We start from the raw sequence: 26,151 nt of genomic DNA, 5'->3' as shown, positions 1-26,151 counted from the left end.
TAAACCTTCGTTATTCATGAAAAAAATTATTTTATCCATATTGATTACGATTTATATCGGTCAATCATTTGCGCAGCAACAACAACTTATTTTGGAGACGCTAAATAATATTGTACTGGAGACAGAAAAATTGTCCCTGGCATTTAGCATCGAAGAGAATAGGGATGTCAATATGCTCTACTTAGGCGACAAATTGAAAAACGACGGAGAATACGCGTTGGTCAACAGTCAATATAAGCAGAATCACGATTATACCAATATGTATCAATCGGCTTATACCGCCTCTGGAACGCGTAACCTATTAGAGCCCGCCATTAGCGTAGAACATGCTGATGGCAATCTATCCCTTGATTTGAAATATGTTCGTCATGAAATAAAAAGCCTGAGCGATAATCAAAAACAGCTGACGATCTTTCTGCAAGATGAGGTTTATCCATTTACGGTGGAGTTACATTATCTGGCCAACTACAAAGAAAATGTTTTCGAGCAGTGGGCCAGCATTCGACATCAGGAAACAGGTAACGTCAAGTTGCATAAGTTCGCTTCCGCAAACCTTAGTCTTAAAGGGAGCGACTTCTTTTTAAAAAGCTATCATGGAGATTGGATTGCAGAAATGCAACCAGAGGTTGAACGAATTACCCATGGTATCAAAACACTGGATAGTAAACTAGGAACCCGGACCAACCTTTTCCGTACCTCTTATTTTGCATTAGCCACTACCCCATATTTTTCTGAAAACGAAGGGATGGTATTATTGGGGGGACTCGATTGGAGCGGCAACTTTAAGGTTGATTTTGAAAAAGATCCACAGGATAACCTACGCATTATTGCGGGTATTAACAACTACGCTTCTCATTATTCTCTGATTCCCCACAGTACGTTCACAACCCCGCGTTTTACTTTTACCTTGTCAACAACGGGGCTTGGTCAAGGAAGCAGAAATTTTCATGATTGGGCACGCAACTACCGTCTGATTGACGGGTTTGGTTCCCGTAATACGTTATTGAATAACTGGGAAAGCACCTATTTCGATTTTAATGAACCCAAAATTTTTAAGCTTTTAGAAAACACGAAAGAGTTGGGTGTAGATTTATTTTTGTTGGATGATGGTTGGTTCGGAAACAAGTACCCTAGAAACGCAGATACATCCGCATTAGGCGATTGGATAGAAAATAAAGAAAAATTACCCAATGGAATCATTTCTTTAGTTCAAGAAGCTAAAAAAGTAGGGGTAGGTTTTGGAATTTGGGTAGAGCCGGAAATGATCAGTCCGAAGAGTGAACTTTATGACAAAAAACCAGAATGGGTTGTCAAACAACCAAAGCGCGATGAATATTATTTCCGAAACCAATTGGTATTAGATTTATCCAATCCCGAAGTTCAGGACTTTGTATATGATATGTTGGACAGTTTACTTCAACGAAATCCAGGAATAGCTTATATAAAATGGGACTGTAATGCGGTCATTTATAACGCACATTCTAGCTATGTGAACAATCAAAACAATTTCTATGTTGACTACACGCTGGGCCTATATAAGGTCTTGGAGCGCTTCCGCAGTAAATATCCAGATCTTCCCATGATGCTTTGCTCGGGCGGAGGGGGGAGAATGGATTACGGTGCGATGCAGTATTTTACAGAATACTGGCCGAGTGACAATACTGATCCGTTGGATCGGATATATATGCAATATGAAAACTCGTTATTTTTCCCGGCTATAGCCAGTGCCAACCACGTTACTACTTTCGGAAAACAAGATATAAAATTCAAAATCGACGTGGCAATGATGGGGAAAATGGGTTTTGATCTCAACTTAGAGGAACTCGAGGCAGCAGACCTCGCTTTCGCACAGGACGCCGTTAAAAATTATGACCGCTACAAACGTATAATATGGCACGGTGATTTATACCGCTTCGCAGATCCACGACAAACTAATTACGCAAGTTTGGCCTACATCAGCAAAGATCAGTCAGAAGCCGTTATGTTCAATTACTTAACAACATATAGCCAAGTTTCCAATACCCCTACACCTATCAAATGGCAAGGATTAGCCGCGGAAAAAAATTATCAAATCAAGGAGATAAATCTAGGTGGACGAAACAGTAATTTTGCGTCAGATTTTGTTTTGTCTGGTGATTTCCTCATGAGAATAGGGCTGAATCCTGTATTAAACAACCATCGGAGAAGCGTCGTATTGGTATTGAAGGAAATCAAATAAATAATACGATCGTCCTCTTTTTTGTTGTCGACAAAAAAGAAGACGATCCTTAAAATCTGGATATGCTCCCCCATTATACTGTACATAAAAGTGATTTTGTGTAAGTTTGCAGAAACAAGATCTGGCATTACGTGGGTATACAAGAAATTCTCGACAAGTACGCGCAAAGCGAAAAGATAAAATCACTGGTTAAAGGCATACAAGCGAAAAATCCAAAGGTCCATCTCAAAGGGCTCATCGGTTCATCTGACGCCCTAGTTGCGGCAGCGGCTTATAAGCTACAGGAAAGACCTTTTATCTTTATTTTGCCAACGCACGAAGAAGCCTCTTATTTTCTGAGTGATTTGGAAAGTATTTTAGACAAACAGATTCTGTTTTTCCCCGCATCGTTCCGAAAAGCCTTTGAATTTACACAAACAGATGCATCTCATGTGCTGCAGCGTGCGGAGGCGTTAAGTGCATTAAACCATGCTTCGGAATTGCCCAAAATGCTCGTGACCTACCCGGAAGCTATTGCGGAAAAGGTCATCAATCGGGACGATTTAGAAAAAAATACGTTAAGCATTACCCAGCAAAGCAAACTCAGTATTGACTTTATCAACGAATTTCTTTACGAATACGATTTTGAGCGTGTAGATTTTGTGTATCAGCCCGGACAATTTGCTATCCGAGGTGGTATCGTCGATATTTTTTCTTTTTCCAACGATCTCCCCTACCGGATTGAATTTTTCGGTGATGATATCGAGAGCATCCGGACATTTGACGTGGACACACAGCTTTCTGTCAGCAAAATCCACACGGTTACCATTGTACCCAATGTACAGGCAAAATTCCTATCTAATAATCATATTTCTTTACTGGAATATATCGATCGCGACAGTGTCATTTGGCTAAAAGATGTACAGTTCACCCTTGATATCCTGAAAGATGGCCATAAAAAAGCCTCCGAATTTTGGAAAGCACTTTCGGAAAAGGACATCCAAGCCAATAGCGAATGGGTCGATCCACGGGTTACCTTCACGACTGATCGTACCTTCAGCGAAATGCTCTTTGACTTTCCGAATATGGAATTTGGGAAGCAATTTTTTTATAAGGCAGACGAAACTTTTTCTTTCGACATACACCCACAACCCTCCTTTAATAAAGATTTTAATCTGCTGATCCACAATTTTCAGGAAAACGTCAAGCAAGGTATAACGAATCTTATCTTCGCCGACTCCACGAAACAAATTGAGCGGATTTTCACCATTCTTGAAGATATCGACAAGTCGGCAACATTTATCCCCGTACACCGAGCGTTACGTGGAGGTTTTCGTGACGACGAGCAAAAACTGGCCTGTTATACGGATCACCAGATTTTTGATCGGTACTATAAATACAAACGTAAAAAGGGATATGAACGCTCGCAAGCGATTACGTTGAAAGAACTTCGTGACCTAAAACCGGGCGACTTTATTACGCATATCGACCATGGCGTGGGAAAATACGCGGGTCTGGAGAAAGTGGAAGTCAACGGTAAGACACAGGAGATGATACGTCTGGTCTATGCCGATAACGACCTACTCTATGTCAATATCAACTCCTTAAACCGCATCTCCAAATATTCAGGTAAAGAGGGAACGGTCCCTAAAATGAACAAGCTTGGGACAGACGCATGGGACAAATTGAAGAAGACGACCAAGAAAAAGGTTAAAGACATTGCCCGCGACCTTATTAAATTATATGCCAAGCGGAAAGCCCAAACGGGAAATGCGTTCAGTCCCGATACTTACTTACAAAATGAACTCGAAGCTTCTTTTATCTACGAAGATACACCAGATCAAGAAAAGGCTACCAACGACGTCAAACGGGATATGGAATCGCCCCATCCGATGGATAGGCTGGTTTGTGGTGATGTAGGTTTTGGAAAAACAGAAGTTGCTATTCGCGCGGCTTTCAAAGCTGTAGCCGACAGTAAGCAGGTAGCGGTATTAGTCCCCACAACCATTTTAGCATTACAACATTACCGTACGTTCAGCGAACGTCTGAAGGGACTGCCTGCAAACATAGACTATATTAATCGTTTCAAATCATCCAAGCAGATTAAAGATACCTTGACGCGGTTGGCCGAAGGCAAAATCGATATTATCATCGGCACACACCGATTGGTCAGTAAAGACGTCAAGTTTAAAGACTTGGGGCTGATGATTATCGACGAGGAACAAAAGTTTGGTGTTTCCGTCAAAGAGAAGCTCAAAGTGATTCGGGCAAACGTAGATTCCCTGACGTTAACCGCCACCCCCATTCCACGTACGCTGCATTTTTCGCTGATGGGTGCCCGTGATTTGAGTATCATCTCCACACCACCACCCAACAGGCAGCCCGTACAAACAGAACTACACGTGTTTAACGAAACACTCATACAGGAAGCTGTTGCCTATGAGCTCGAACGGAATGGTCAGGTGTTTTTTATTCATAACCGAGTAGCTGATTTACCGCAACTGGGTGCTATGATTCAAAAATTGGTCCCCGGCGCTCGCGTAGGTATTGCACATGGACAATTGGAAGGAGATGAACTAGAAGATGTCATGCTCAAATTCATTAACCACAAGTTTGACGTATTGATCGCCACCACGATTATAGAAGCGGGTCTGGATATCCCCAATGCCAATACGATCATTATCAACCATGCGCATATGTTCGGGCTCAGTGATCTCCATCAGATGCGCGGCCGTGTAGGGCGTTCCAACAAAAAAGCATTCTGCTATCTATTAAGTCCGCCCTTATCCACATTAACCAACGAAGCGTATAAACGCCTCTCCGCCCTGGAAGAGTTTTCAGAACTCGGCTCAGGTTTTAATGTGGCGATGCGTGATCTCGATATTCGCGGTTCGGGGAACCTATTGGGTGCAGAACAATCCGGCTTTATTGCCGAAATCGGCTTCGAGATGTACAACAAGATTCTAGACGAAGCCGTCCAGGAGTTAAAGGAAGATGAATTTGGAGAACTATTTGCCGACGAAAAGGATAAAAAGTATGTTACGTTTACCCAAATAGATACCGATCTGGAAGTCATGATTCCGGATGAATACGTCACCAATATCAGTGAACGTTATAACCTGTATAACGACATCGGTAAACTGGAAAACGAACAGCAGTTAGCGACGTTTGAAAAAGAATTGGAGGACCGATTTGGCCCAATACCGAAGCCCGTCTATGAGTTGTTCAATACCCTACGTTTACAATGGCTCGGTAAACAAATTGGCTTCGAGAAGATTTCTTTTAAGAAGAATACACTCAAAGGCTATTTTGTCAGTAATCCGAAATCCAGTTATTATGAATCTGATCAATTTGGGAAAGTACTGGCATTCGTGCAGGCACATCCAGCGATATCGAATTTAAAAGAGGTAAAAGGGCAACTTAGGCTAGCGCTTAGCAATGTTAATAGCATTGATTATGCGTTGCATTTATTAAAAGAGATGATATAGATATAGTGGTCGGCTTGTAGCTACCGACCACCGTATGTTATTTGCCGTTCAATAGCCTATATTATTATAGACTTAACTTGACCTCTAAATGCTTGTCACTGCGTATATATGTCGACACGACTTCGTACGTTAGCTCTGCTTGTCCGTCCTGAGCGGTAATAATCTGTGAAGAGGAAGGAAAAAGCGTTATCTTTTTTGTTCCTTTACCATTCTTCAAATGTAATTCAAAATACAGATCGCTATGATTGCTAATTTCGTAGTACTTCGTGACCACACCTTGCGCATTCTTTTTGCTATGGTAGGCGCTGCTTAACGAAACGCACGTATGAAAAAGATCGTTGACGTGCTCTTCTTTCCCAAACAAGTAATTACTGGACCAAGCGATAGTTCTACCTCGTTCTAACGCTTCACGGATAGCGGTAGCCGAACGATCTTCTGCCATGACCAATGTCATGGTACGATGCACTCCTTCTCTTTCAATAGCATACTCATGCGCAATTAAATTATGAATATCTGTATTTCCTATAATGGTTAAATTTCGATCTAACGCCCAATCCAATGCTTTTTTATGAAACCCTAAACCATTCACAACCTCGATTCCATGTAATTTTTTTTCTTGGTACATTTTCTCTACAAAAGGGATCCAATCGTATGAGCCTTCGATTTGCGTGGCCTTCCAACCGGGATGATTCCAAAAAACAAACGCGTTTTGGTCTATAACAGCTTGGATGGCCTGCTCATCCAACGCATTCGCTCTATCAGCGACAAGATTCTCATCATTATCGATAAAAAGTGCGTTAAAATGTCCGGGAGGCGTATTTCTGGTTACCTCTGTTCCTTTGATCAAAAGGATATTATTTTCATCAGCCATATTTTTAGCTAATTCGTACGAGCGGAGGTTGCCGGGCTTAACATCCGCTTGATGCGGTGTATATTCGACGTGCTCCGTAAAAGAAATCACATCCAGTCCTTCTTTCCAAGCTTCCTGAACACGTACATTCGGCCATACATGCCCGTCGGTGAACACAGTATGCATATGGAAATCACATTTCAAAACCTTTCGTCCGTTTACGTCTGGAATAGTTATCATATTTCGTTTTTTAGTGTAACGGAATTCATCCAAACGTATGATTCCATTGTCTGTCTGTGCTTGACCTATGTAGCTACATAAACCTGTCAACGCCAGTAAAAGGGCTATTTTTCTCATATTTAATGAATTGATTTTCTGTCCACAAGATACGCATATCATATAAAATACATATTAAGCGACTATTTCCTCTGCATCAAGTCACCACGATACCGTCCGTTAATCACTACTATTTAAGTAGATTATTTATTAGCTTTGCGCTATATTTTATTCGTTATGGCAAAGCTAGAAACCTCTTTGATTCACGAAGGTGAACATTTCAATACTACGAATTCCGTCGTTACTCCAATTTTTCAAACATCGACGTATCTTGCTGATGATATAGATACTTTTTCACATGCGGCGGCAGCAGTCAAATCGCCTGCGTTTTATCATCGTCACGGCAATCCCAATAATAGTCAGGCGGCAGCGCTTATCGCAAAATTAGAGAAAAAAGAAGACGCGCTTGTATTAGCTACCGGGATGGCGGCAATCAGCGCAGCTATCCTAGCCGTCGTTAAAAGTGGCGACCATATTATCGCACAGCACGCCCATTATGCCGCATCATTGACATTTATGCGCGATTTTCTGCTGCAATATGGCATCGAGGTGACGCAAGTAGACCAGACAGATAACGACGCTTTCGAAGCCGCTATACGCCCAAATACAAAGCTCATTTTTGTAGAGACCCCTTCCAACCCAAACCTCGATATTACGGATTTGGAATATATTGGCAAACTGGGAAAAAAACATGGTATTTTGACCATGATAGACAACACCTTTGCTTCTCCTATTAACCAAGTACCTGCTGATTTCGGTATTGATATTATTGTCCATAGTGCTACGAAATATCTCGGCGGACATAGCGACCTCACAGCAGGTGCGGTATGCGGTTCAAAAGAGTACATCGAGCAAGTTTGGCGCCGATCCCTTTTATTAGGAGCATCGTTAAGTCCTTTTGATTCTTGGTTGCTATTACGGGGATTAAAAACACTGGCATTACGTGTCCGTCAAATTAATGAAAATGCGCTTGTTTTAGCGCAATGGTTGGAAAAGCATCCGCTGATCAGGTCGGTGGCATACGTGGGGTTAAAAAGTCATCCGCAATATACCCTAGCAACAAAACAGATGAAAGGATTCACCGGCATGCTTGCTATTGAGGTGGATGGCAAAGATGATGCGGAACAATTTAAACGCGCACAAGCCCTATTAAGTGGATTAGACTTCTTCCACAACGCCGTTAGTTTAGGAGGAGTCGAATCGTTGATTACACATCCCGCCAGCATGTGGGGCGCACATCAATCCGGAAAAAACGGAAATCAACCCTCCTTTAGTAAAGGGTTGCTTCGTGTGTCGGTAGGTATCGAACATATCGATGACCTTATTGCAGATTTTGAAAGGGCTTTACAAGAGATATAAGAAGAGGATTCTCCTCTTCTTATAAATCACCGTTCTTCAACGATTTGACCGCATGGTCGACCGCCCTTGCTGTAAGTGCCATATAGGTCAATGTCGGGTTTTGCGTTGCAGTCGATGTCATACACGCACCATCGGTGACATATACATTTTGGCAAAGGTGCAGTTGATTCCATTTATTTAATAGCGATGTTTTGGGATCATGCCCCATCCGAACCCCACCCATCTCGTGAATATCGTTACCGGGCCGACGACCATCATTAGATGTTCGGATGTTCGTAAATCCGGCAGCTTCGTACATCGCGGTCATCTGCTCAAAATAATCTTTACGTCGTTGCCAGTCATCCTCTGCATAGTCCACAGAAATATGTAAGAGCGGTACACCCCATTTATCTGCTTTATCGGTATCGAGCCACACCCGGTTTTCCTCTTTGGGAATTGTCTCCGCCATCATATGGGAATGTACACGCCAGTTGCTCCATTTGGAATCATCCAACAGTGCATCCTTCAGTGTTTCACCCACACCTTTCGTATCTCGAATCTGTGATCGGCCAGCGCCGAAAGCGGCCGCCCAGCCCCGTAAAAAGTCTGTTTCCTGACGATCTACATTCCGAAAATTCGGGATATACCCGCCGCCGGCAGGGTTACGACCATCGGTTCGATATTCCAGTAGCCCATCATATTCCGCATGGATACGCGCCGTATAATTATGGAAAGCCACATATTTTCCCAGCAAGCCATTGTCATTTCCTAAGCCTTCTGGAAAACGGTCGGATTTGGAATTCAGCAGGATGAGATTCGTGTTCAATGCCGAGGCGTTGACAAAAATCACGTTGGCAAAAAAATCTATTTCCTCCAGCGATTCGGTATCAATTACTTTTACGCCCGTAGCCTTTCCAGATTCTTGGTCGTATAATATCGAATGCACCACAGAATGCGGGCGCAACGTTAGGTTTCCTGTCTTTTGCGCCCAAGGAATCGTCGATGCATTACTACTAAAATACCCTCCAAACGGACATCCACGTTGACACAATATACGGTGTTGGCATTTTACACGCCCTTGCTCCATATGGATCGGTTGTGGTTCTGAAAGATGTGCGCATCTAGCACTGATAATATGTCTATCTTTAAAATTTTTGTTAACGGATTGGCGAAAGTAATCCTCTACGGCATTCAATGGATAACCAGGCAAAAAATCTCCGTCTGGCAATGTATATAAACCATCCTTATTGCCCGCAATACCCACAAAACGCTCGACATAACTATACCACGGATCAATATCTTGATATCGGATAGGCCAATCAACAGCAAAGCCGTCACGTGCAGGTCCTTCGAAATCATATTCGCTCCATCGCTGGGTCTGTCTTGCCCATAAAAGCGATTTTCCACCTACTTGATATCCCCGGATCCAATCGAAATCCTTTTCTTGAACATAAGGATGTTCTTCGTCCTTAACGAAAAAATGTTGTGTATCTTCTTTATAAGCATAGCACCTATTGGCAATAGGGTTTGCTTGCTTATCAGCATATGTCATCTCTCCGCGGTGTTCCAATTCATAAGGGTAAAGGTTGGTCGTCGGATAATCTTTGACATGTACCACATCGCGTCCTCTTTCAAGTACAAGTGTTTTTAGGCCTTTTTCGGTGAATTCTTTTGCTGCCCACCCCCCGCTCGCACCTGAACCTATGACGATCGCATCGAACGTGCGTGCTTTTATACTGTTTATATTTAAGTTTGCCATTCTTTTGGTGTTCTCTCTCTAAAATTTCTTTTTAATCTCCGTTATAGCCGAGCTTTCGCTTCTGAAGATTTCATATGTAAATAATTATTTATAAGTGTAAGTATTCATTTATGTAAATGAGCTCGTTACACTCGGTTTGTTTTTTAAAGGCCATATGGAATGTCCAGATTATCTTCGATGAGCTCGCAAGCTCGGTTATTTTCATTCGTGTTTGTGTTTTGCAATCATGGACATTTCGTATGTTTTCAGTTTGCCCCTTTGGTATGCGTCGCAACTGGAACGCTCGCTCCGCTCACGTCCCTAGGTTGCTCATGCGTATCCAAGGGAGAGCACCGAAGCTAATCCCTGACCGCTATGAGCGATCAGGTCATTTTAAAATAACCATTATATCTTCCGGGGACAAGCTCATATTTCTTCAAATCTGTCATCACGTACTTCGAATTCATATATCCCTGTATCGTTCGACGTTTGGTTATGGCATAAAATCGCTTAACCTGTTCATCGGCTATTTCTCCCATTGTCTCTAAAAAAGCGATTCGTTGATCAACTGTCAGTTTCATAAAGTCTTGCCCCATGTTTTCCCGCGAACAAGCAGAAAAAGAAGCCAATCCCGCCATGAAATCTGCTTGATCTTCCGGTTTATGACAGTCATCGACCATTTTCAACACAAAAAGGTGTAGCAATAATTCTTTTCCTCCTGGTGTGTCGGATGCGGGAATAATTGTCTCCACCAGTTCAGCCAGCAGGTTTTCCTGTTCTTCATCGATTACCAAATGGGTTAATGCTATGGTCTCTTTACCCGATTGTCGATAGCAAGCCGGAAGCAAAAGTGTTCCGCCTGCTATATACAATAAGCGTCGAAGGGCGGTTCTTCTATTGATAACCTCTACTTTCATAGTATCTTTTTACAAAATTCTAATTTCGGATTTCTTCTATAGGTAAATATAGTCATTATGGTTTTGCTAAAACCTGTTTACTATCTAATAGTAATTTTTGAAGCGCATCATAAGAAACCTCTTGCACGCCAATTCCCTCGTCAATAGCGATAGATGCCGCTAAAGCTGCACTTTGCCCCAATATCATAAATACCGGTTCCATACGAATACTGCCAAAAGCAATATGGGAGCTAGAAACACATACCGGAACCAGCAGGTTTGTACACTCTTCTTTTTTGGGCACGAGGGAGCCATAGGCTATTTTATAAGGCCCTTTTTTGGGTTTTACACCGATATCCCCCTCATTCTGGACATAACCATCAGCTTTGACATACCGCTGTACGTTATGTGAATCCAACGCATAGGATCCCATACCAACAGGATCTAAAATCTCGCCTTCGCTAAACGTGTCGTGCTCGGTCATGACATGCTGCCCAACCATCCGACGGGCTTCTCTAATATAAAGCTGATGTGGCCAATTGCCGTTATCCACAAACTCATCTTTTGCTAAGCCCCATTGTTTCATTTGGTCCCGCACGTCGGATGGCACGTTCGCGTCGTTAGCCATAAAATACAGTAACCCTTTCTGATAGTCCTCATGTTCTTTAACGATTTCCCTGCGGCGTTCATAACTGGCTTCCGGGTAATCGTAATTCATTCCGATAAAATCGGTACTGAAGGGGCCGTGGTTATTCGTATCCGTTTTGCGGTTAGGAACCGGATCAAACTTCCGAAAAGTCTCCCGCCAGCCTGAAGCGAAAACCCGGGACAATAATGCATAGTTCTCCGGGTTATAACCGTCTGGTTTAGGAAAAGGCACACGATTATCCGGGTGATTGCTTAAACACATCCGGAAACAATAAGCCTGCAAACGATGGTCACCTTCACCATACACCCCTGGATCTTCCGCCGAAACACCATATAGCAGTCCACTCGTACTATCCCCCGGTATTACATACGGACTAATGTCGCTCTTAAACCAATGGTCGTGGTGTAACACTCCCGTTTGAATACCATTCCATTTCTCCCCGTAGAGACTATTTGCCTCGCGTCCCACATGGTAGCTCACACCTGCAGCAGCCATCAAATCCCCCTCATAGGTGGCATCGATAAACATCTTGCCTTTAAAGGTCTTCCCGCTCAATGTTGTCATGGATATAATCCGATCTCCCTTTTTTGATACGCCGCTCTCCCGGTCCAGCCATTCATCCCGCCAAATTTCCAAATCGTATTCTTGGACGTAATCCTCGAATACCTGTTCAGCTACATGCGGTTCGAATATCCACATCGTGCGGGCATCGCCATCGATAGCAGGCGTTCCCTGTCCTGTATTTCCATATTCAGCCTGCTTCTGCCAGCGCCACGCCGAGCTATCTTGATAGTGCAGATATACGCGATGGTAAAAATCCCGAGCTAATCCACCAATTACCGATTTATCACCGGTATCGGTAAACCCTAGGCCGCCCGAAGACAGTCCGCCTAAGTGTTTATCCGGTGATACGACAATCACCGTTTTTCCGGATTGCTTAGCCTGTACAGCCGCCGTGATAGCGGCTGATGTACCACCGTAGATAATCAGGTCTGCCTGATATTCATTGGAGTGCGATTGGTTACAAGAAACAAGCAGTCCTATGATAACCACAGCTAATAGTGTTTTCCTCATGTGTTCTATTTTTCTTTTACATTTAAGTTTAAAACTTCTACTATCTTCGGTGCGATAACTTCTTCTCCACCTTTCTTATTTGGATGTAAGCCATCCGGAACGTATTGCCTGAAAATGTCTTCTCCCTGATCTAGGATAGCCTGCCAGTTGGCGTAATGATCGATAAGCATGACATCTTTCTCTCGCGCCACTTCCCGGTACATCGCGTAATATGTTTGGAGATAGGGCCGAAAAGTAGCGGATTTACCAATCGGCATGTTCATAACCTGTAAAAAGATATCGCAGGAATCGTTATAAAGCCGTAGGCGATCAATCATATATTCCAGATTCAATTTAGCTAATGCAACAGATGTCCCGTATTCCTGAAACGCATCATTCATACCAAACTCTATGAACACGGCATCCGGCTTTTTGGCAATGACACTATCTTCGAAGTTTTTTACGCCCCAAACAGACCACATCCCGCCTTTGCCGGCAAGGGAGTATTGAATTAAACCATCTCCGAATTGCTCTTGTATAGCCGCTGAAACGACCCGCATCCATGCATTCCCGGCGCCTCCGCTGGATAAACTTGTCCCATACACGACAAGATGCTGTGGTTGGCCTTTCTGCAAGCGTTTTATGAAATTGGGCTGGCAAAACGACGACGAGCAAAGTATCAAAGTAGCCAAAAGTAATAATGTTCTTTTCATTTTAGCAATAGGTATTACAATGATAATTAGCAATATTAAAGAAAGATACCGGGAATAATCGGTTAAATCATCTTGTTTTTTTGCATTACTGTATCAATTCGCAATAACCTTCATTTTTTATATTATTTTACGTACGCTATTTCTATTATTAAGTCTTCCATCTTAAAACAGACGCACGCCAGATGTCGTACGTCTGTATAACTTGTAGAAGGGGTTACATCCTATCCCATCCTCCAGGTTGTTGTGGATAAGGGTCGCCTGCAATAACAGACTCGATTTGCTTCTGCGGAATGGGTCGTAACACATGGAAATCCTGGATATTATCCTTGGGCAGGGTGTGATTTGTCCATTTTGTCGTGAAGAACCCATGCTTTCGTACGCGCTCAACCAATTTTTGTGTGCGAACAAGGTCGAGCCAGCGTAACTGTTCTCCACAAAGCTCGCGTGTTCTTTCATCAAGGATATAATCTATGGTTATATCGGCGGCAGTAATCATCAGGTCATCCCTATATTCTTCCTTCGAGGCCGCTCGTTTACGAAGTTCGTTAATGTAATAAGCTGCACCATTGTTGGTAGAATTGTTACCGAGTTTGAAAGCTGCCTCTGCGGCGACAAGGTATGTCTCGGCCAAACGATATACGATGATTGAACGTTGGGAGTCGAATGAGAGACTTGCCCGGTTGGGATCTAAAAACTTCTTCATGGTTGGAAATGATGGATCGGTATAGTTTTCGGGCGTAAGTATATAGTAATTCGTCGCCTCTATTTCCTCTTTGGTCATATGTTTGCCGGGAAGATAACCTGCAAGGTCTCCTTTTGTTCCACTTCTAACGGCAGCATACTTATTATTGCCCACATAAAATTCCTGTGTTTTATTCTGAAAATCAACTGGGGCCGTCCACTCGCTTTGGAAAGTAGCATAATAGCGCGAGTCTTTATCTATATCGCCGAAAACTTCATTATATAGCCAGCTCGTTCCGTGATATCGCGCATACACGCGTCCGTCTTCTATTTGTTGAACATTACCGCTACCATTAAAATTAAAATAGCCCCCGACAAAAACATGGCTCAGATGATTGATGTTGGCATCTGCTTGCGGCACACCGTAAATCGGATCATCTGTCATCTGTACATTATAAAGAATCTCCTGGTTATTTTCATTGCCCGGTTCATGGATATCTGCATATCTTGGCATAAGTTTGACGCCTATCTGTTCTCCATCGTTAATCAGTGCAGTGGCTGTATTGTACGCATTCTCAAAATCAGTAGACTGAGCAGCGCTGCTCCATCCACGGGTAAGATATACTTTTGCCAACAGATGGCGGGCTAAAGCTTGTGTAACACGACCCGGATCGGTATCTTTCGGTCCGGCAGGCAGATTCCCCGCCGTTGTACAATACAACAGGTCTTCGATAACAAAGTCGTATACATCGGCTATGGGGTCACGCGTAGCCTCTTTTACAATTCCATCATTATAGGTACGGTTCAAGGTTACATCGCCAAAGAACTGCACCAAACGGAAATAAAGCAACGCCCGAAAGAACCTAGCTTCTGCCAGCATGGTTGTTTTTTTAGTTTCGGTAATGCCCGTCATGTCTTCACCAAAGTGTACAAGACCATTGCACGTATTAATCAACGTATAGGAAGATCTCCAATAGGAATAAATATAATCCGAACTGGGTTTGAAGTTTGCTGTATAATTTCCAAAATTATAAATGTCACCCGAAGCACGGCTATAGAATTCATCCGTTCCAGGTACTGTTAACATATGAATAGCGCTAATTGGTCCGTAAAAAGCTCTCATTCCGCCATATACACCGTTCAACCCAAGTTCAAACCCTTGTGGTGTATTAAACGACTCGGGTGTCATTTTTGAATGATTTTCCTCTTCCAGAAAATCAGCGCATCCCGTAACGAAAAGTAACGGAAGGCAGGCTAATAAATATATTATATTTTTCATCTGTATATAATTTGTTTTTTAATGGTGATGAAGCTATCAAATTTATTCATTCCTCTGTGTGATTGAATAAATCATGATGGTTTCATTGTCATCTCTTAATTAGAAAGTTACATTGATACCGAATAACATTTGCCATGATGGAGGAATTACCGTATTCATCACCCGGTTGGTCTCGGGATCAAGTCCATTGTATTTGTTTACATATTCGGAGAAGAACGTAAACGGATTTGTCGCTGTTGCGTATATACGAGCCCGGCTTAACCCAATTGAAGTAAGCAATTTATCGGGCAGCGTATAACCCAATGTCAGTGTCCGTATCTTGAGGTAAGATGCATCGAACAACGTAAGCGTTCCTTTATAAGGTATGCTCTGTACCCTGTTATTTGGGGCTGGCCAGCGAGCATCTGTTTTTTCCGGTGTCCAATAGTCAACATCCAGGTTGTTGTAGTAACCTCCTATCAGCGAATTTTGTCCACCGCCATAGAGTTCAGACCGAAGCAAACCTCCTTGTCGGAAATTCATAACCACCGTGAAGTCGAAGTTCTTATAGGCTAGCGTATTGGTCCATCCACCTTCAAAATTAGCCTGATGACTTCCCAATACTTTCCGGTCATAGTCGTTGATGACGCCATCGGGTTCACCATCCGGTCCACTGATGTCGGCCACTTTAATTGTTCCTATTACGGAGTCATCACCCGAGATTTGAAGTCCTAAGCTTTCGGCAAGCGTCTTGTCTTCAGGCGTATCTTGCCAGATACCCAATCCTACATATTCGTAGAAAGATCCCAGCGGATGACCGACAAAGAGGTTGTCAGAAATCAGTTGATCTGCTCCTTCGGTAAGCTGAACGACTTTATTCCGGTTAAAGTAGATATTTAAATCGGTGGTCCACTGGAATTTATTCCTGCCGTCGCCATTGAAAACATGCATACGGACATTCGTCTCAAATCCTACATTTTCTGTTTTACCTACATTGTAAGGGATTGCCGTACTAACACCACTCGTTGCAGGAGGAGTGAAACTCATCATCAAATTGTTGGAGTACTGTTTGTACACTTCCATCGAACCGGTAATCCGGTTATCTAAAAAACCAAAATCTATACCCGCATTATAACTGGCTGTACGTTCCCACTTTAGTTCGCTGTTGGAGGCGGCAGTCGGATAATATCCAAGTACCCCCTGAGACCCAAAGATATACCTATTGCTGCTCATATTACCCTGCGTGTCATAGGGAGCCACGTTGGTGTTACCTACTTCCCCATAACTGAGACGCAGTTTCAACTGAGACAATATAGAAGAGGTTCTATTCATAAACTGCTCGTTTCCTATATTCCACGCAAAGGCGGCAGAAGGGAAATAATGCCACTTATTACCTTTAGCCAGGCGTGAAGAGCCATCGGCACGAAGCGTCGTCGTCAGGTAATAACGTTGGTCATAATCATAATTAAGCCGTCCCATGTAAGAAAGCATGCTCCACTTGCTGTATTCTCCACCTCCTTTATGGTTTTCAGCCGTACCCGGATTGTAATAACCTACTTGATTGGTCGGTACATTTTCATAGTTCAGGTCAAAATTCTGCGCTTCTCTTTCTCCAGCACTAAATAACGCCGTAACATTAAAATTATGCTTCTCTACTTTTTTATCATACGTCAACAGGTTTTCAATGGTATAGTCTAGAAGTGAAGCCGATTCGTTATAGCCATAATTCGATGACTGACGACGCTTGCTTGTTCCTTGCTGATAGTAGCGTTGCAATGTGGTCTGCGATAACTGCACACCCGCATTAAGCCTGTACTTAAAGCCGTGCGTGAGATCCACATCCAGATAGCCGGTTGTAAAGGTCGATAATCGTTTGCGATCGTCTTGGATAGCGCCCTCGCGCAAATCCATTAGTGGGTTGCTCATCAGGTCATTCGGATGTACTTTCTCCCGTATTGATCCATCGTCCATCAACGGCGTGAGCAATGGGCTCAGTCTTAGGGCGTCGCCCATTGGGTTGAGGCTTTCTCCTCTGCTTATATAATAGGTGTTCAATGTGTTGATCCCTATTTTTAAGTATTTGTTTATGGTATGATCCACAGATAATTTCTGAGTTGTGCGTTCCATCGACTGTAAATCATATATACCTGTCGCTTTATAATACCCCAATGATGCGGCATACTGGGTATTTTTCGATCCGCCTGCTATGCCGACCTGATGATTGGTGATTGCCGGATCCTTGTCATACAGCTCCTTCTGCCAGTCGGTATACACGCCATTTTTATAGCCGTCCGTTTCTCCGTCAAGCCCCCCTTCGAATACCCGTTCCAATACCCTGGGATCATCGATGCCGGTGTAGCCGTCCGAATTTTTGTATCGATTGTACATGGACCATTTCCGTAGTTCCATGTACTCGTCCGCATTCATAAGATCATAAAACCCTAACGGCTTGTTGATTCCAAGATATCCGTTATAGGTAACGGTAGCCTTTGCCGCTTCTACTCCGCGCTTGGTCGTCATCAATATAACGCCATTGGCTCCACGCGAACCATAGATCGCTGTTGACGAAGCATCCTTAAGAACAGTAACCGAAGTGATATCGTCTGGTGCAATATTGTTCATCATACCTAAATCGTAAGGAATGCCATCTACAACCAAAAGTGGATCATTGCCGGCAGCTATGGAACGGGTTCCCCGAATACGGATTTCGGGCGTATGCCCCGGATGCGTCGACCCGCCGCTACGTTGTATATTCACGCCTGCCCCTGCCCCTTGCAGCGCCATTCCAATATTTGCGGCAGGCGTATTACGGATCGTTTGTTCACTGATCACGTTAACAGCTCCTGTTAAATCAGATTTCTTCACCGTGCCGTACCCCACCACGACCACTTCATCCAGATCACTGATTTCTTGCTCCAAGGTTATATCAATCACTGATCGACCACGAATGCTTTCTTCTTTACGTTGAAAGCCTACGGAATAAAACACAAGCGTTGCGTCCGGCTTCGCTAGGATTTGATAAGAACCATTTTCAGCTGTGGCTACGGTAGAGGCCGTTCCTGCCACCGAAACAGAAACCCCCGTCAATACGTTTCCACTTGCATCGCGGAGGGTGCCTGTTACGATATGTTGTTGGAAAACCGAAGTTGCCGATCCATTATTTGATTGCATATTGTTATCCTTTGGTGTTTTTACCCTTTTATCTTTCAAGACAATCGTCTTATCCATGATAACATATGTCAGCGGCAACCCCTGAAGGCATTCCTGCAATACCGTCTCTATAGCGGCATTTTTAAGATTGATATTAACTTTACGGGCGTCATTCAGCCGTTTCGCTGAATAGAAAACCGTGAGATCTGTTTGCTTCTTAATTTCCTTAAAAACTTCCTTTAGGGAAATATCCTGCTGTTGTAGGGTGACATAGTGCTGTGCGACACTATTTGCTCCCACCTGCATGGCGAAGAAGATAATGATTGTTAGCGTAAGTTGCATGCGCATAAGCACCTGTCTTTTTAGCACCCAATTCAGGGTGAAAGTAATTTTTTCGTACATTTACAATACTGTTTGGTTCAATTGAATAACTATAGATTTACAAGTTGTCCTGAACATTTTCTGCCTAGCAGATATTGCCGAAAGTGTTGGTCGCGCTTTCGGCTTTTTTGTTCATCTCGTCGTCTTTTATATCATAATATGGTTGGTTTTTAGGAGTGATTAGTTTTTCTTTTTAAATTTATTCCGAACTATGACCGTCCTATTTTCAATTTCGAATGCTAAATCGCCTGCTTCTTGCATAATATTCAACACGGTCTGGAGATTGCTCTGCCGTGAAATACTTCCGGAGAATATCTCATCGGCAGGCAGGTATTTGCGATAATCAATTTCAATATCATACCAACGGGCTATCCTATGCAACACTTCCTTTGCTGTTTCATTTCGGAATACGAATTCCCCATTCTTCCAGTCTATGTAATCACTGACGTCCACCTTATTCTTCCCCAATCCACCCTGTCCGCTTATTCCTTGTTCTCCCGGAAACAGGGTGATGTTTTTACGATCCTGAGCAGCCTGAATACGAACTTTCCCATCAACTAACGTTGTTTTCGTATCATCTTCATCATGATAAGCCGATACATTAAATTCCGTACCTAAAACCGTTATCGTTTGGTTGGCACTAACGACTTTAAAGGGCTGAAAATGCACATCCGAGCTTTCCGTTTGTACACGCTTTACTTCGAAATAGGCCTCTCCCTCCAATTCAACGACGCGCTCTCCTTTAGCGAAATGGGAAGGATATTTTAGTGTTGACTCGGCATTCAACCAGACCATGGATCCGTCGGCCAGTGTAACTCTATAAGTTCCTCCGCGAGGTGTAGTTAGGGTCAACTTTTGAGGGGAAGATGATTCCAATGCTAAAACAGTGGAGGTACCATCATTATAGGTGACTTCCTGCCCCTCAATAATAATACCTTCACGACTTTCGTCCAGGGTTAGTACCCTACCATCAGCAAGTGTTATCGTTGCTTTATTTCCTCCGGGCATAATATTCATTTCAGAGACAATCGTATCATCCGCTTTCGGCGAGAATATAAACCAGGAAACCCCTACCGTGCCAAATATTAATACGGCAGCAACATAAGGTAGCCAACGATACAAATCTGATTTCCTTTTCGATGCGACATGTTGCTTCAAATTTAATTTGACTTTATCGGTTAGGTGCTCTATTTGCTCGGTTGGGTTAGTAGATTCCACGGCTTTGGAAAATTCTTCACCTAAAAGCTGGTCAAATTTATCTGGGATACCATGATCTTTAAAATAGTCGAGCATTTCTGCTACTTCCTCTTCAGAAATAGAGCGGTCTATATATTTTCTACATAGTATCTCGATGTCGTATCGGCTTTTTCCCATTATAATTTTTTTATTATCCTATCAACGAACAGTAACCATAATAACCTGACTATAGTTCATTACATTATTCACTTTTGCCGCTACCCGAACATAGACGCGGTTACTATTAGCTTTTATTTTATGTAAATTATCTTGAAAAGATTTCTCATTTGGCAAATCAAATATATGAAAACCTTCGGCATCCGTACTTAATTTAACTTTCGTGGCGTAATTTGAACTATTGTCGTCCACTCCCGGAGCAAAGTTCCACATCACTACGACTTCCGTTAAGTTAAAAGCATCATCTGTCTTCTCTACTTGATAATCGACTCTCACTTTGTTATCATTGCTCACTTCTGCGGCAATAGCAATCCTAGAAAAAGGCAAGGCTTTAAAGTCTAATTGGGTTTGACCGTTAATAGCCACATCATCTTCGCAATCATTCACAAAAGGCCCATTCACTACAACTTTATAATCGCCGTTAAATACCCTACTGTTCTCGTAACTGCCATCTTGCTTTGCCCTAAAATCAACCGATTTCGTCGCGTTAGTATGCTGTTCAATTAAATTCACTAATACGCCCGTATTTCCCTGAACCGGCAATGGTATAGGATCATTCGTCTCTTCGTCATATATTATTCCGTATATTCCACCATCCGGGGCCTTATAGTTATCGATATCATTCTCGCAAGACAAAAGCATAAAAAGACTCCACAAAAAAATATATGCTGCATGATTTCTTCTAGTTTTCATAATCGGGATTTTGAATAAGTTTTGGATTCGTACTGATATCGGTATTATTCAAACGAACATAATAGTTTCGTTGCAAAAAGGAGCGCAGTTGTTTCGGAGGATTGCCTGTTGTGAAGGTGTATTTTCCGTCAGACACGTTGTACCAGGGATATAAAGCCGTACCCCTAAAGTTTGTCAAACCACCATTAGCCACATCAAGATGCGCAATCCGCCAACGCTTCATATCCCAAAACCGATGCTTTTCAAACGCCAATTCCACTTTACGTTCATGGCGTACTTTGTCTAAAGAAATGGCATCTAACGGCTTTATCCCTGCCCGATCCCGAATAGCATTTACCGCGTCTAGTGCCTCCTGTTCTTTTCCTCCTATTTCGACACAAGCTTCTGCTAGATTCAAGTAAATTTCGCCCAAACGGAATACAACCCAAGGTGTCTCTGATTTATTCATGTCCATATTTGTTTGCGTCTCATCAAAAAACTTCCGCTGATAAAAACTGGTTTTGGAAGCATCCCCTACATCCGCACCGCCGTCTTTCCCAGAAGCGGTATACGCTTTTCCGTCCACGGTGACAGTATTATCTTTATCGGGTTGATTAAAAGCTTGATAACGTTTTCCATCCTTGCCCACGATCCCCCGTTGCCATTCTACTTTAGTACCTTTTAAGGGGCTGCCCGGAACATAGACCGATCCAAATAATCTCGGATCTTTACCTTCGAAAAGATCGAAAAGATCGTCATAACGTTTGGGTGTTACGCCATCGGCTTCGAGTAGGACTAATTTTCCTTCAGAACCATCGATGTATTCAAATTCCTCTACCATTTCTAACGTCGGAGCCATTCCACAGCCCCAACCGCCGCCCCGGTAGGAAAACGGGGCGCTCATCTTATCCCAGCTGTGGGCTTTACCACCCGATAGGCTATATTGTTTCTGGAAAATGTATTCCCCATTATTGCCATTTACCGCTTTGGAAAATAAATCATAAAAATTCTGTGCTTTATCCGGATTTACATCATATAACTGATAGTTTAAATCAAAAATAGCTTTCGAGGCATGGTAAGATTCCGTAAAATAATGTATTGCTTGGTCGTCAGGAATACCGACTAAACCATCAATCTGTACCGTTCCATACTTCGCTATAGAGCCTGCGTACAATGCGGCCCTTGATAATAGGGCTAATGCAGCTCCTTTCGTGGCCCGGTATTTCACCTCACCCGGTCTGCTATCGGGTAAAAATTCACTTATTTCTTTACACTCCTCTATTAAGAAATCATAGCATTCCTTTTCCGTATTGCGTGGTATCTGTAAGGCGCTAAAATCGCCTGGATTAAATTCTTGAGGTTCTTTTAGCAAAGGCACACCACCATATCGCTTTATCAATCCAAAATATTCCATGGCCCTAACAAACCTCACCTCGGCATTGTAGGCTTTTTTTGCTTCATCATCAACGACATCGGTACTTTGTAGGTTCAACAGAAATTCATTTGCTCGTCTAATGTGCACATACCTATCTGAAAATTTATCTTCAAAGAGGTAGTCTCCGTAGGTGTAGACCGTATTCGCATTACTAAAAGCAGGATCCTTTTGATACGATCCTTGTGCCTCATCGGATAAAGAAGTTGGATTTAAATGATTTGCTTTATCTGTGTACCAATCATCGAATTCGTCTAGCCGCAAACCACCGTCATAAAGATTCACCAATACGGCATCAATTGCTTTCGAGTTTTCCCAAATCTGATCGTTGGTAATAAATCCACTGGTATCTTCTCGATTTAAATAATCTTCGCAACTACTGCATATAAATGTTGACAAAGCTACCCACAATAGGCTTTTATATGTTTTTGATATAGATCTCATAATATTCACTCTTAAAAACTTACATTGACACCAAAATTCATCGTTTTCATTTGCGGATAATACCGCAGTGTGCTACTATCGGCTTCTGGGTCTATATACTGCATCAGACCATCTTTGCTGGTAAAGGTCAGGAAGTTGTTTAAGTTGATGTAAACTCGGATACGATCAATTCCTTTTTCCGCCAGCCATGTGTCTGGTAAGGTATAACCAACCTCTACGGTTTTTAAACGTAAATAATCGGCTTTATGTAATGTATATGTATTGCCTGATCTATTGTTACCGAAACCGCTCACACGAGCCGGGGGCATCTTTCCTGGTATCCATTCACTGTTTGGGTCCGTGGGGTCTGCCCGGTGCCAGCGATCGGTCATAAACGAAAACCCGTTGCCCAATCCTTGCTGGATAAATGGATCCAAGACATCGCCGTTGAGGTATACATCGTGTCCTGCTGCCCCTTGGAGGAAAACGGTCATATCAAACCCCTTATATTGTGCACCGATGTTTAATCCGTAATACATACGCGGCGTAGATCCATGCCCTATAGGCTGCACATCGTTATCATCAATGATACCGTCGTTATTGACATCTTCAAATTTCAAATCACCAGGTAACAACGATTTATTTCCATTGTTATCCTGTATCGGTGAATTTAAGATATCCTCGTACGAGGAAAATTGTCCGATGACCTTTCTACCCCATCGGATGTCTTTAAAACGACTGTTAGTATTGTTTCTCCAGTTATCATAAAGATTAATCGGCATCGCTCTTTCCACATAATCATTTTTAATCCGTGTCGTGGAAAAATTCGCAGATATATTATATTTAAATTCTCCTGCTGCCCCCCGGTGACCGATACTTAATTCGAACCCCGTATGGATATCCGAATTTAAATTCTCCTGCGGCATGGGTTGACCAAACGTTGTCGGTAAAGACCCTTGTCTCGTTGCCGGAAGCCCGGAACGATTTCTTCTAAACCAATCAAACTCCGCTGTGATCAGACCATTCTTGTACGAAGCCTCGAACCCAAAATTCATGATTTTGGATTCGTACCAACTCAACCAAGGATTGGCCATGCCTCTAGAGGCTAACCCCAACGTGATACCTTGATCTCCATAAACATACCCTCCACTATATTGATAACCGTCAAGATATTGATATGCAGCGAAATCTCCTTCGTCGCCCACTTTGGCATAAGATCCTCTAATCTTCAAATTATCGAAGTCTGAAAGATGCTGCTTAAAGAAGTTTTCTTCCGAAATTCTCCACCCAAGCGATACGCCCGGGAAAAAACCCCAACGATTATCAGCACGAAACTTATAAGAGCCATCATACCGAAAACTCAATTCCGCAAGGTATTTGCCCGCATAAGCATAATTAAATCGTCCTACCAAACCTGCATGAGCGGTTTCTCTGGAAATACCCTCTGTCTTTTGGTTGATCTTATCGCCATAGTCGATATCGTCAATTAAACCAATCGTATACTGCCGCCCGCCGAAGATAGACGTAACACGGTCATGATACATCTCCCACAATACCAACCCGCTCACATCGTGATTACCACCAAATGTACGGTTGTAGTTTAACGAATACTGCTGGGTGGGTTTATAATAGTTCTCCATTTTTGATTCCAACCCACCTAAACTTCTTAAAATCTTTTCATTATAAGTATCTGAAGCTGCGTCGTAGGTATATTCAGAGAGCTCCTTAATCCAGGTTTTCCATTCGCTATTGTTGAAATCGTATGCCAACATTGCTTTAGCACTCAAGCCGTCTACCCATGGAAGCTGCCAGTTTAATGTTGCCGAACTAACAAATTGTCTTCTTAACCGTCGTTCGTACCCTGTATCGTCTATATAGGATGTATGAACGGGATTGGCTCTATCCCCGACAGCCTGCCAGTATGCGGGGTTATTGTTCGCAAAAACATCAAATGTCGGGACAGCCATTTGTGCTGACCTGAATATATCATCCGCGAAATACGGTTTGTTTCGATCCTGAAAAATCCCTCCTAATTTGACATCCACCGTGAGTCCCTCCGTAACTATCATGTTGATATTGGAACGCAGGTTATAACGGTTAAATTTCCAATCGCCAGACCGCAAAATACCTCCTTGGTCTATGTAACCAAATGAGTTAAAATACTTCACTTTATCGTTTCCGCCAGAAACGCTTACATCATGCGACATTTGCGCACTTGTTCCTCTAACCATTTCCTTCCACCAATCTGTTCCCCCTCCATTTTGATAATTTGCCAATTGTTCTTCTGTAAAAGCAGGCGTAGCACTTGGATTCAAATTCAAAATAGCTTCATTATAGAGCGATGCGTACTCGTATGCATCCATCATGCGTGGGTAACGGGTAACTTGTTGGACTCCACCAAAACCATTATATTCTATTTTCGTTTTAGATGATGTTCCACTTTTGGTCGTGACTAAGAGGACACCGTTAGCTCCTTTAAATCCATACACCGCAGCTGCAGCATCCTTTAAAATCGAAATAGATTCGATGTCATTGGCATTAATCTGACCAAACTCGCGCTGTACGCCGTCTACAATAACCAGCATACTCCCGTAACCACGTATATCCACGGAAGCGGCATCATCGCCGGGCGCGCCTGAACGTTGAACTGCTCTTATTCCAGGTAGTCTTCCTGCAAGCATATTCGTGACGTTAGGGGTCTTCACTTTATTTAGTTCTTCAGATTGTATCGAGGCAACCGACCCCGTGACAGAAGCTCTTTTCTGCTGTCCATATCCGACCACGACCACTTCGTCCAAATCGCTGACTTGCTGCATTAAAGTGACGTCCACCACATTTCTTCCTTGAATGTCTTCCTCTTGCTGTTCAAAACCTACCGAATAAAATACGAGCTTCGCATCGGGTTTTGCTTCCACGCGATAGCCGCCATCGTTGGAGGTCGCTGTGCGTACAGTGGTACCGACTACCGATACAGAAACCCCTGCCAATGGCGTCCCACTTCCATCCCGGACAGTTCCGCGAACAATATGTTGATGTAAAATGGTAGACATTTCATCCTGCTTAGGCAATCGGGTGTTTTTAGCTTTAGCCGATTGTTCGTTTCGTTCTTTAAGAACGATTGTCTTATCCATAATAACATACGTCAACGGAAGCCCCTGCAAACATTCATGCAATACAGTTTCTATAGCAGCATTTTTAACATTGATATTGACTTTTCGGGAATCATTCAACCGTTTCGCCGAATAGAAGACTGTGAGATCTGTTTGTTTCTTAATTTCATTAAAAACATTTTTAATGGAAATACCGTTCTGCCGGAGGGTGATATTATGCTGTGCCACACTACTAGCGCCTACTTGCATAACGAAAAAAATAATAATGGTAAGCGTAAGCTGAACGCGCATAAGCACCTGTCTTTTTAGCACCCAGTCCAAGGTGAAAGTAATTTTTTCGTACATTTACAACAATGTTTGGTTTAATTGAATA

The 26,151-nt window shown here is 42.8% G+C and carries 14 protein-coding genes; 3 read left to right on the top strand and 11 right to left on the bottom strand.

Annotated elements, in window-relative coordinates; translation table 11 throughout:
* The first annotated feature begins 16 nt into the window (after positions 1-16).
* Together H8B17_RS02705 and mfd are read left to right on the top strand one after the other, a co-directional pair.
* On the top strand, positions 17-2,218 hold the full coding sequence (locus H8B17_RS02705; RefSeq protein ID WP_190307617.1) for an alpha-galactosidase: 2,202 nt from the start codon (positions 17-19) through the stop codon (positions 2,216-2,218).
* A gap of 131 nt (positions 2,219-2,349) precedes the next feature.
* Positions 2,350-5,685 carry a transcription-repair coupling factor gene (gene mfd, locus H8B17_RS02700; protein ID WP_190307616.1) on the top strand — a complete coding sequence of 1,112 codons (3,336 nt, stop codon included), beginning with the start codon at positions 2,350-2,352 and terminating at the stop codon, positions 5,683-5,685.
* 64 nt (positions 5,686-5,749) lie between these two features.
* Here the strand turns inward: mfd and H8B17_RS02695 are convergent, their stop codons facing one another.
* Complete coding sequence (locus H8B17_RS02695) at positions 5,750-6,892, bottom strand: Sb-PDE family phosphodiesterase (RefSeq protein ID WP_190307615.1); 1,143 nt, start codon at positions 6,890-6,892, stop codon at positions 5,750-5,752.
* Positions 6,893-7,048: 156 nt separating this feature from the next.
* Here H8B17_RS02695 and H8B17_RS02690 point away from each other — a divergent pair, with 156 nt between their 5' ends.
* Positions 7,049-8,230, top strand: a complete 1,182-nt coding sequence (locus H8B17_RS02690; protein WP_190307614.1) for a trans-sulfuration enzyme family protein — start codon at positions 7,049-7,051, stop codon at positions 8,228-8,230.
* Between the two features lie 19 nt (positions 8,231-8,249).
* Here the strand turns inward: H8B17_RS02690 and H8B17_RS02685 are convergent, their stop codons facing one another.
* From H8B17_RS02685 to H8B17_RS02640, 10 genes are all read right to left on the bottom strand, one after another.
* Positions 8,250-9,968 carry a GMC oxidoreductase gene (locus tag H8B17_RS02685; protein WP_190307613.1) on the bottom strand — a complete coding sequence of 573 codons (1,719 nt, stop codon included), beginning with the start codon at positions 9,966-9,968 and terminating at the stop codon, positions 8,250-8,252.
* A 362-nt stretch (positions 9,969-10,330) separates the two neighbouring features.
* Positions 10,331-10,864: a gluconate 2-dehydrogenase subunit 3 family protein gene (locus H8B17_RS02680; protein WP_190307612.1), complete on the bottom strand. Its 534-nt coding sequence runs from the start codon at positions 10,862-10,864 to the stop codon at positions 10,331-10,333.
* A 55-nt stretch (positions 10,865-10,919) separates the two neighbouring features.
* A complete protein-coding gene (locus H8B17_RS02675) occupies positions 10,920-12,566 on the bottom strand; it encodes an FAD-dependent oxidoreductase (protein WP_190307611.1) in 1,647 nt (548 codons plus the stop codon).
* Positions 12,567-12,571: 5 nt separating this feature from the next.
* Entirely contained in the window at positions 12,572-13,258 is a 687-nt protein-coding gene (locus tag H8B17_RS02670) for an SGNH/GDSL hydrolase family protein (RefSeq protein WP_190307610.1), read from the bottom strand.
* Between the two features lie 214 nt (positions 13,259-13,472).
* A complete protein-coding gene (locus H8B17_RS02665) occupies positions 13,473-15,218 on the bottom strand; it encodes a RagB/SusD family nutrient uptake outer membrane protein (RefSeq protein WP_190307609.1) in 1,746 nt (581 codons plus the stop codon).
* A 99-nt stretch (positions 15,219-15,317) separates the two neighbouring features.
* Positions 15,318-18,749, bottom strand: a complete 3,432-nt coding sequence (locus H8B17_RS02660) for a TonB-dependent receptor (RefSeq protein WP_190307608.1) — start codon at positions 18,747-18,749, stop codon at positions 15,318-15,320.
* A 159-nt stretch (positions 18,750-18,908) separates the two neighbouring features.
* Complete coding sequence (locus H8B17_RS02655) at positions 18,909-20,102, bottom strand: FecR family protein (RefSeq protein WP_190307607.1); 1,194 nt, start codon at positions 20,100-20,102, stop codon at positions 18,909-18,911.
* 21 nt (positions 20,103-20,123) lie between these two features.
* A complete protein-coding gene (locus H8B17_RS02650; RefSeq protein ID WP_190307606.1) occupies positions 20,124-20,834 on the bottom strand; it encodes a DUF3823 domain-containing protein in 711 nt (236 codons plus the stop codon).
* Positions 20,824-22,689: a RagB/SusD family nutrient uptake outer membrane protein gene (locus H8B17_RS02645; protein WP_190307605.1), complete on the bottom strand. Its 1,866-nt coding sequence runs from the start codon at positions 22,687-22,689 to the stop codon at positions 20,824-20,826. Before H8B17_RS02645 ends, H8B17_RS02650 begins: the two co-directional genes overlap by 11 nt.
* Before the next feature lie 11 nt (positions 22,690-22,700).
* Complete coding sequence (locus tag H8B17_RS02640; protein ID WP_223816318.1) at positions 22,701-26,123, bottom strand: TonB-dependent receptor; 3,423 nt, start codon at positions 26,121-26,123, stop codon at positions 22,701-22,703.
* Positions 26,124-26,151: the final 28 nt, after the last annotated feature.

It is taken from the genome of Sphingobacterium arenae (assembly GCF_014692505.1).
In the GTDB taxonomy this organism is placed as follows: Bacteria; Bacteroidota; Bacteroidia; order Sphingobacteriales; family Sphingobacteriaceae; genus Sphingobacterium; species Sphingobacterium arenae.
Note: the sequence above shows the minus strand (reverse complement) of the source record. Positions and strands in the feature narration are given on the sequence as shown.

What these genes read in the sequence shown, in the direction of transcription:
- H8B17_RS02705 (WP_190307617.1), top strand. Translation starts at nt 17, where the DNA reads ATGAAAAAAATTATTTTATCCATATTGATTACGATTTATATCGGTCAA.
- H8B17_RS02695 (WP_190307615.1), bottom strand. Translation starts at nt 6,892, where the DNA reads ATGAGAAAAATAGCCCTTTTACTGGCGTTGACAGGTTTATGTAGCTAC.
- H8B17_RS02690 (WP_190307614.1), top strand. Translation starts at nt 7,049, where the DNA reads ATGGCAAAGCTAGAAACCTCTTTGATTCACGAAGGTGAACATTTCAAT.
- H8B17_RS02685 (WP_190307613.1), bottom strand. Translation starts at nt 9,968, where the DNA reads ATGGCAAACTTAAATATAAACAGTATAAAAGCACGCACGTTCGATGCG.
- H8B17_RS02680 (WP_190307612.1), bottom strand. Translation starts at nt 10,864, where the DNA reads ATGAAAGTAGAGGTTATCAATAGAAGAACCGCCCTTCGACGCTTATTG.
- H8B17_RS02675 (WP_190307611.1), bottom strand. Translation starts at nt 12,566, where the DNA reads ATGAGGAAAACACTATTAGCTGTGGTTATCATAGGACTGCTTGTTTCT.
- H8B17_RS02670 (WP_190307610.1), bottom strand. Translation starts at nt 13,258, where the DNA reads ATGAAAAGAACATTATTACTTTTGGCTACTTTGATACTTTGCTCGTCG.
- H8B17_RS02665 (WP_190307609.1), bottom strand. Translation starts at nt 15,218, where the DNA reads ATGAAAAATATAATATATTTATTAGCCTGCCTTCCGTTACTTTTCGTT.
- H8B17_RS02660 (WP_190307608.1), bottom strand. Translation starts at nt 18,749, where the DNA reads ATGTACGAAAAAATTACTTTCACCCTGAATTGGGTGCTAAAAAGACAG.
- H8B17_RS02655 (WP_190307607.1), bottom strand. Translation starts at nt 20,102, where the DNA reads ATGGGAAAAAGCCGATACGACATCGAGATACTATGTAGAAAATATATA.
- H8B17_RS02650 (WP_190307606.1), bottom strand. Translation starts at nt 20,834, where the DNA reads ATGAAAACTAGAAGAAATCATGCAGCATATATTTTTTTGTGGAGTCTT.
- H8B17_RS02645 (WP_190307605.1), bottom strand. Translation starts at nt 22,689, where the DNA reads ATGAGATCTATATCAAAAACATATAAAAGCCTATTGTGGGTAGCTTTG.
- H8B17_RS02640 (WP_223816318.1), bottom strand. Translation starts at nt 26,123, where the DNA reads ATGTACGAAAAAATTACTTTCACCTTGGACTGGGTGCTAAAAAGACAG.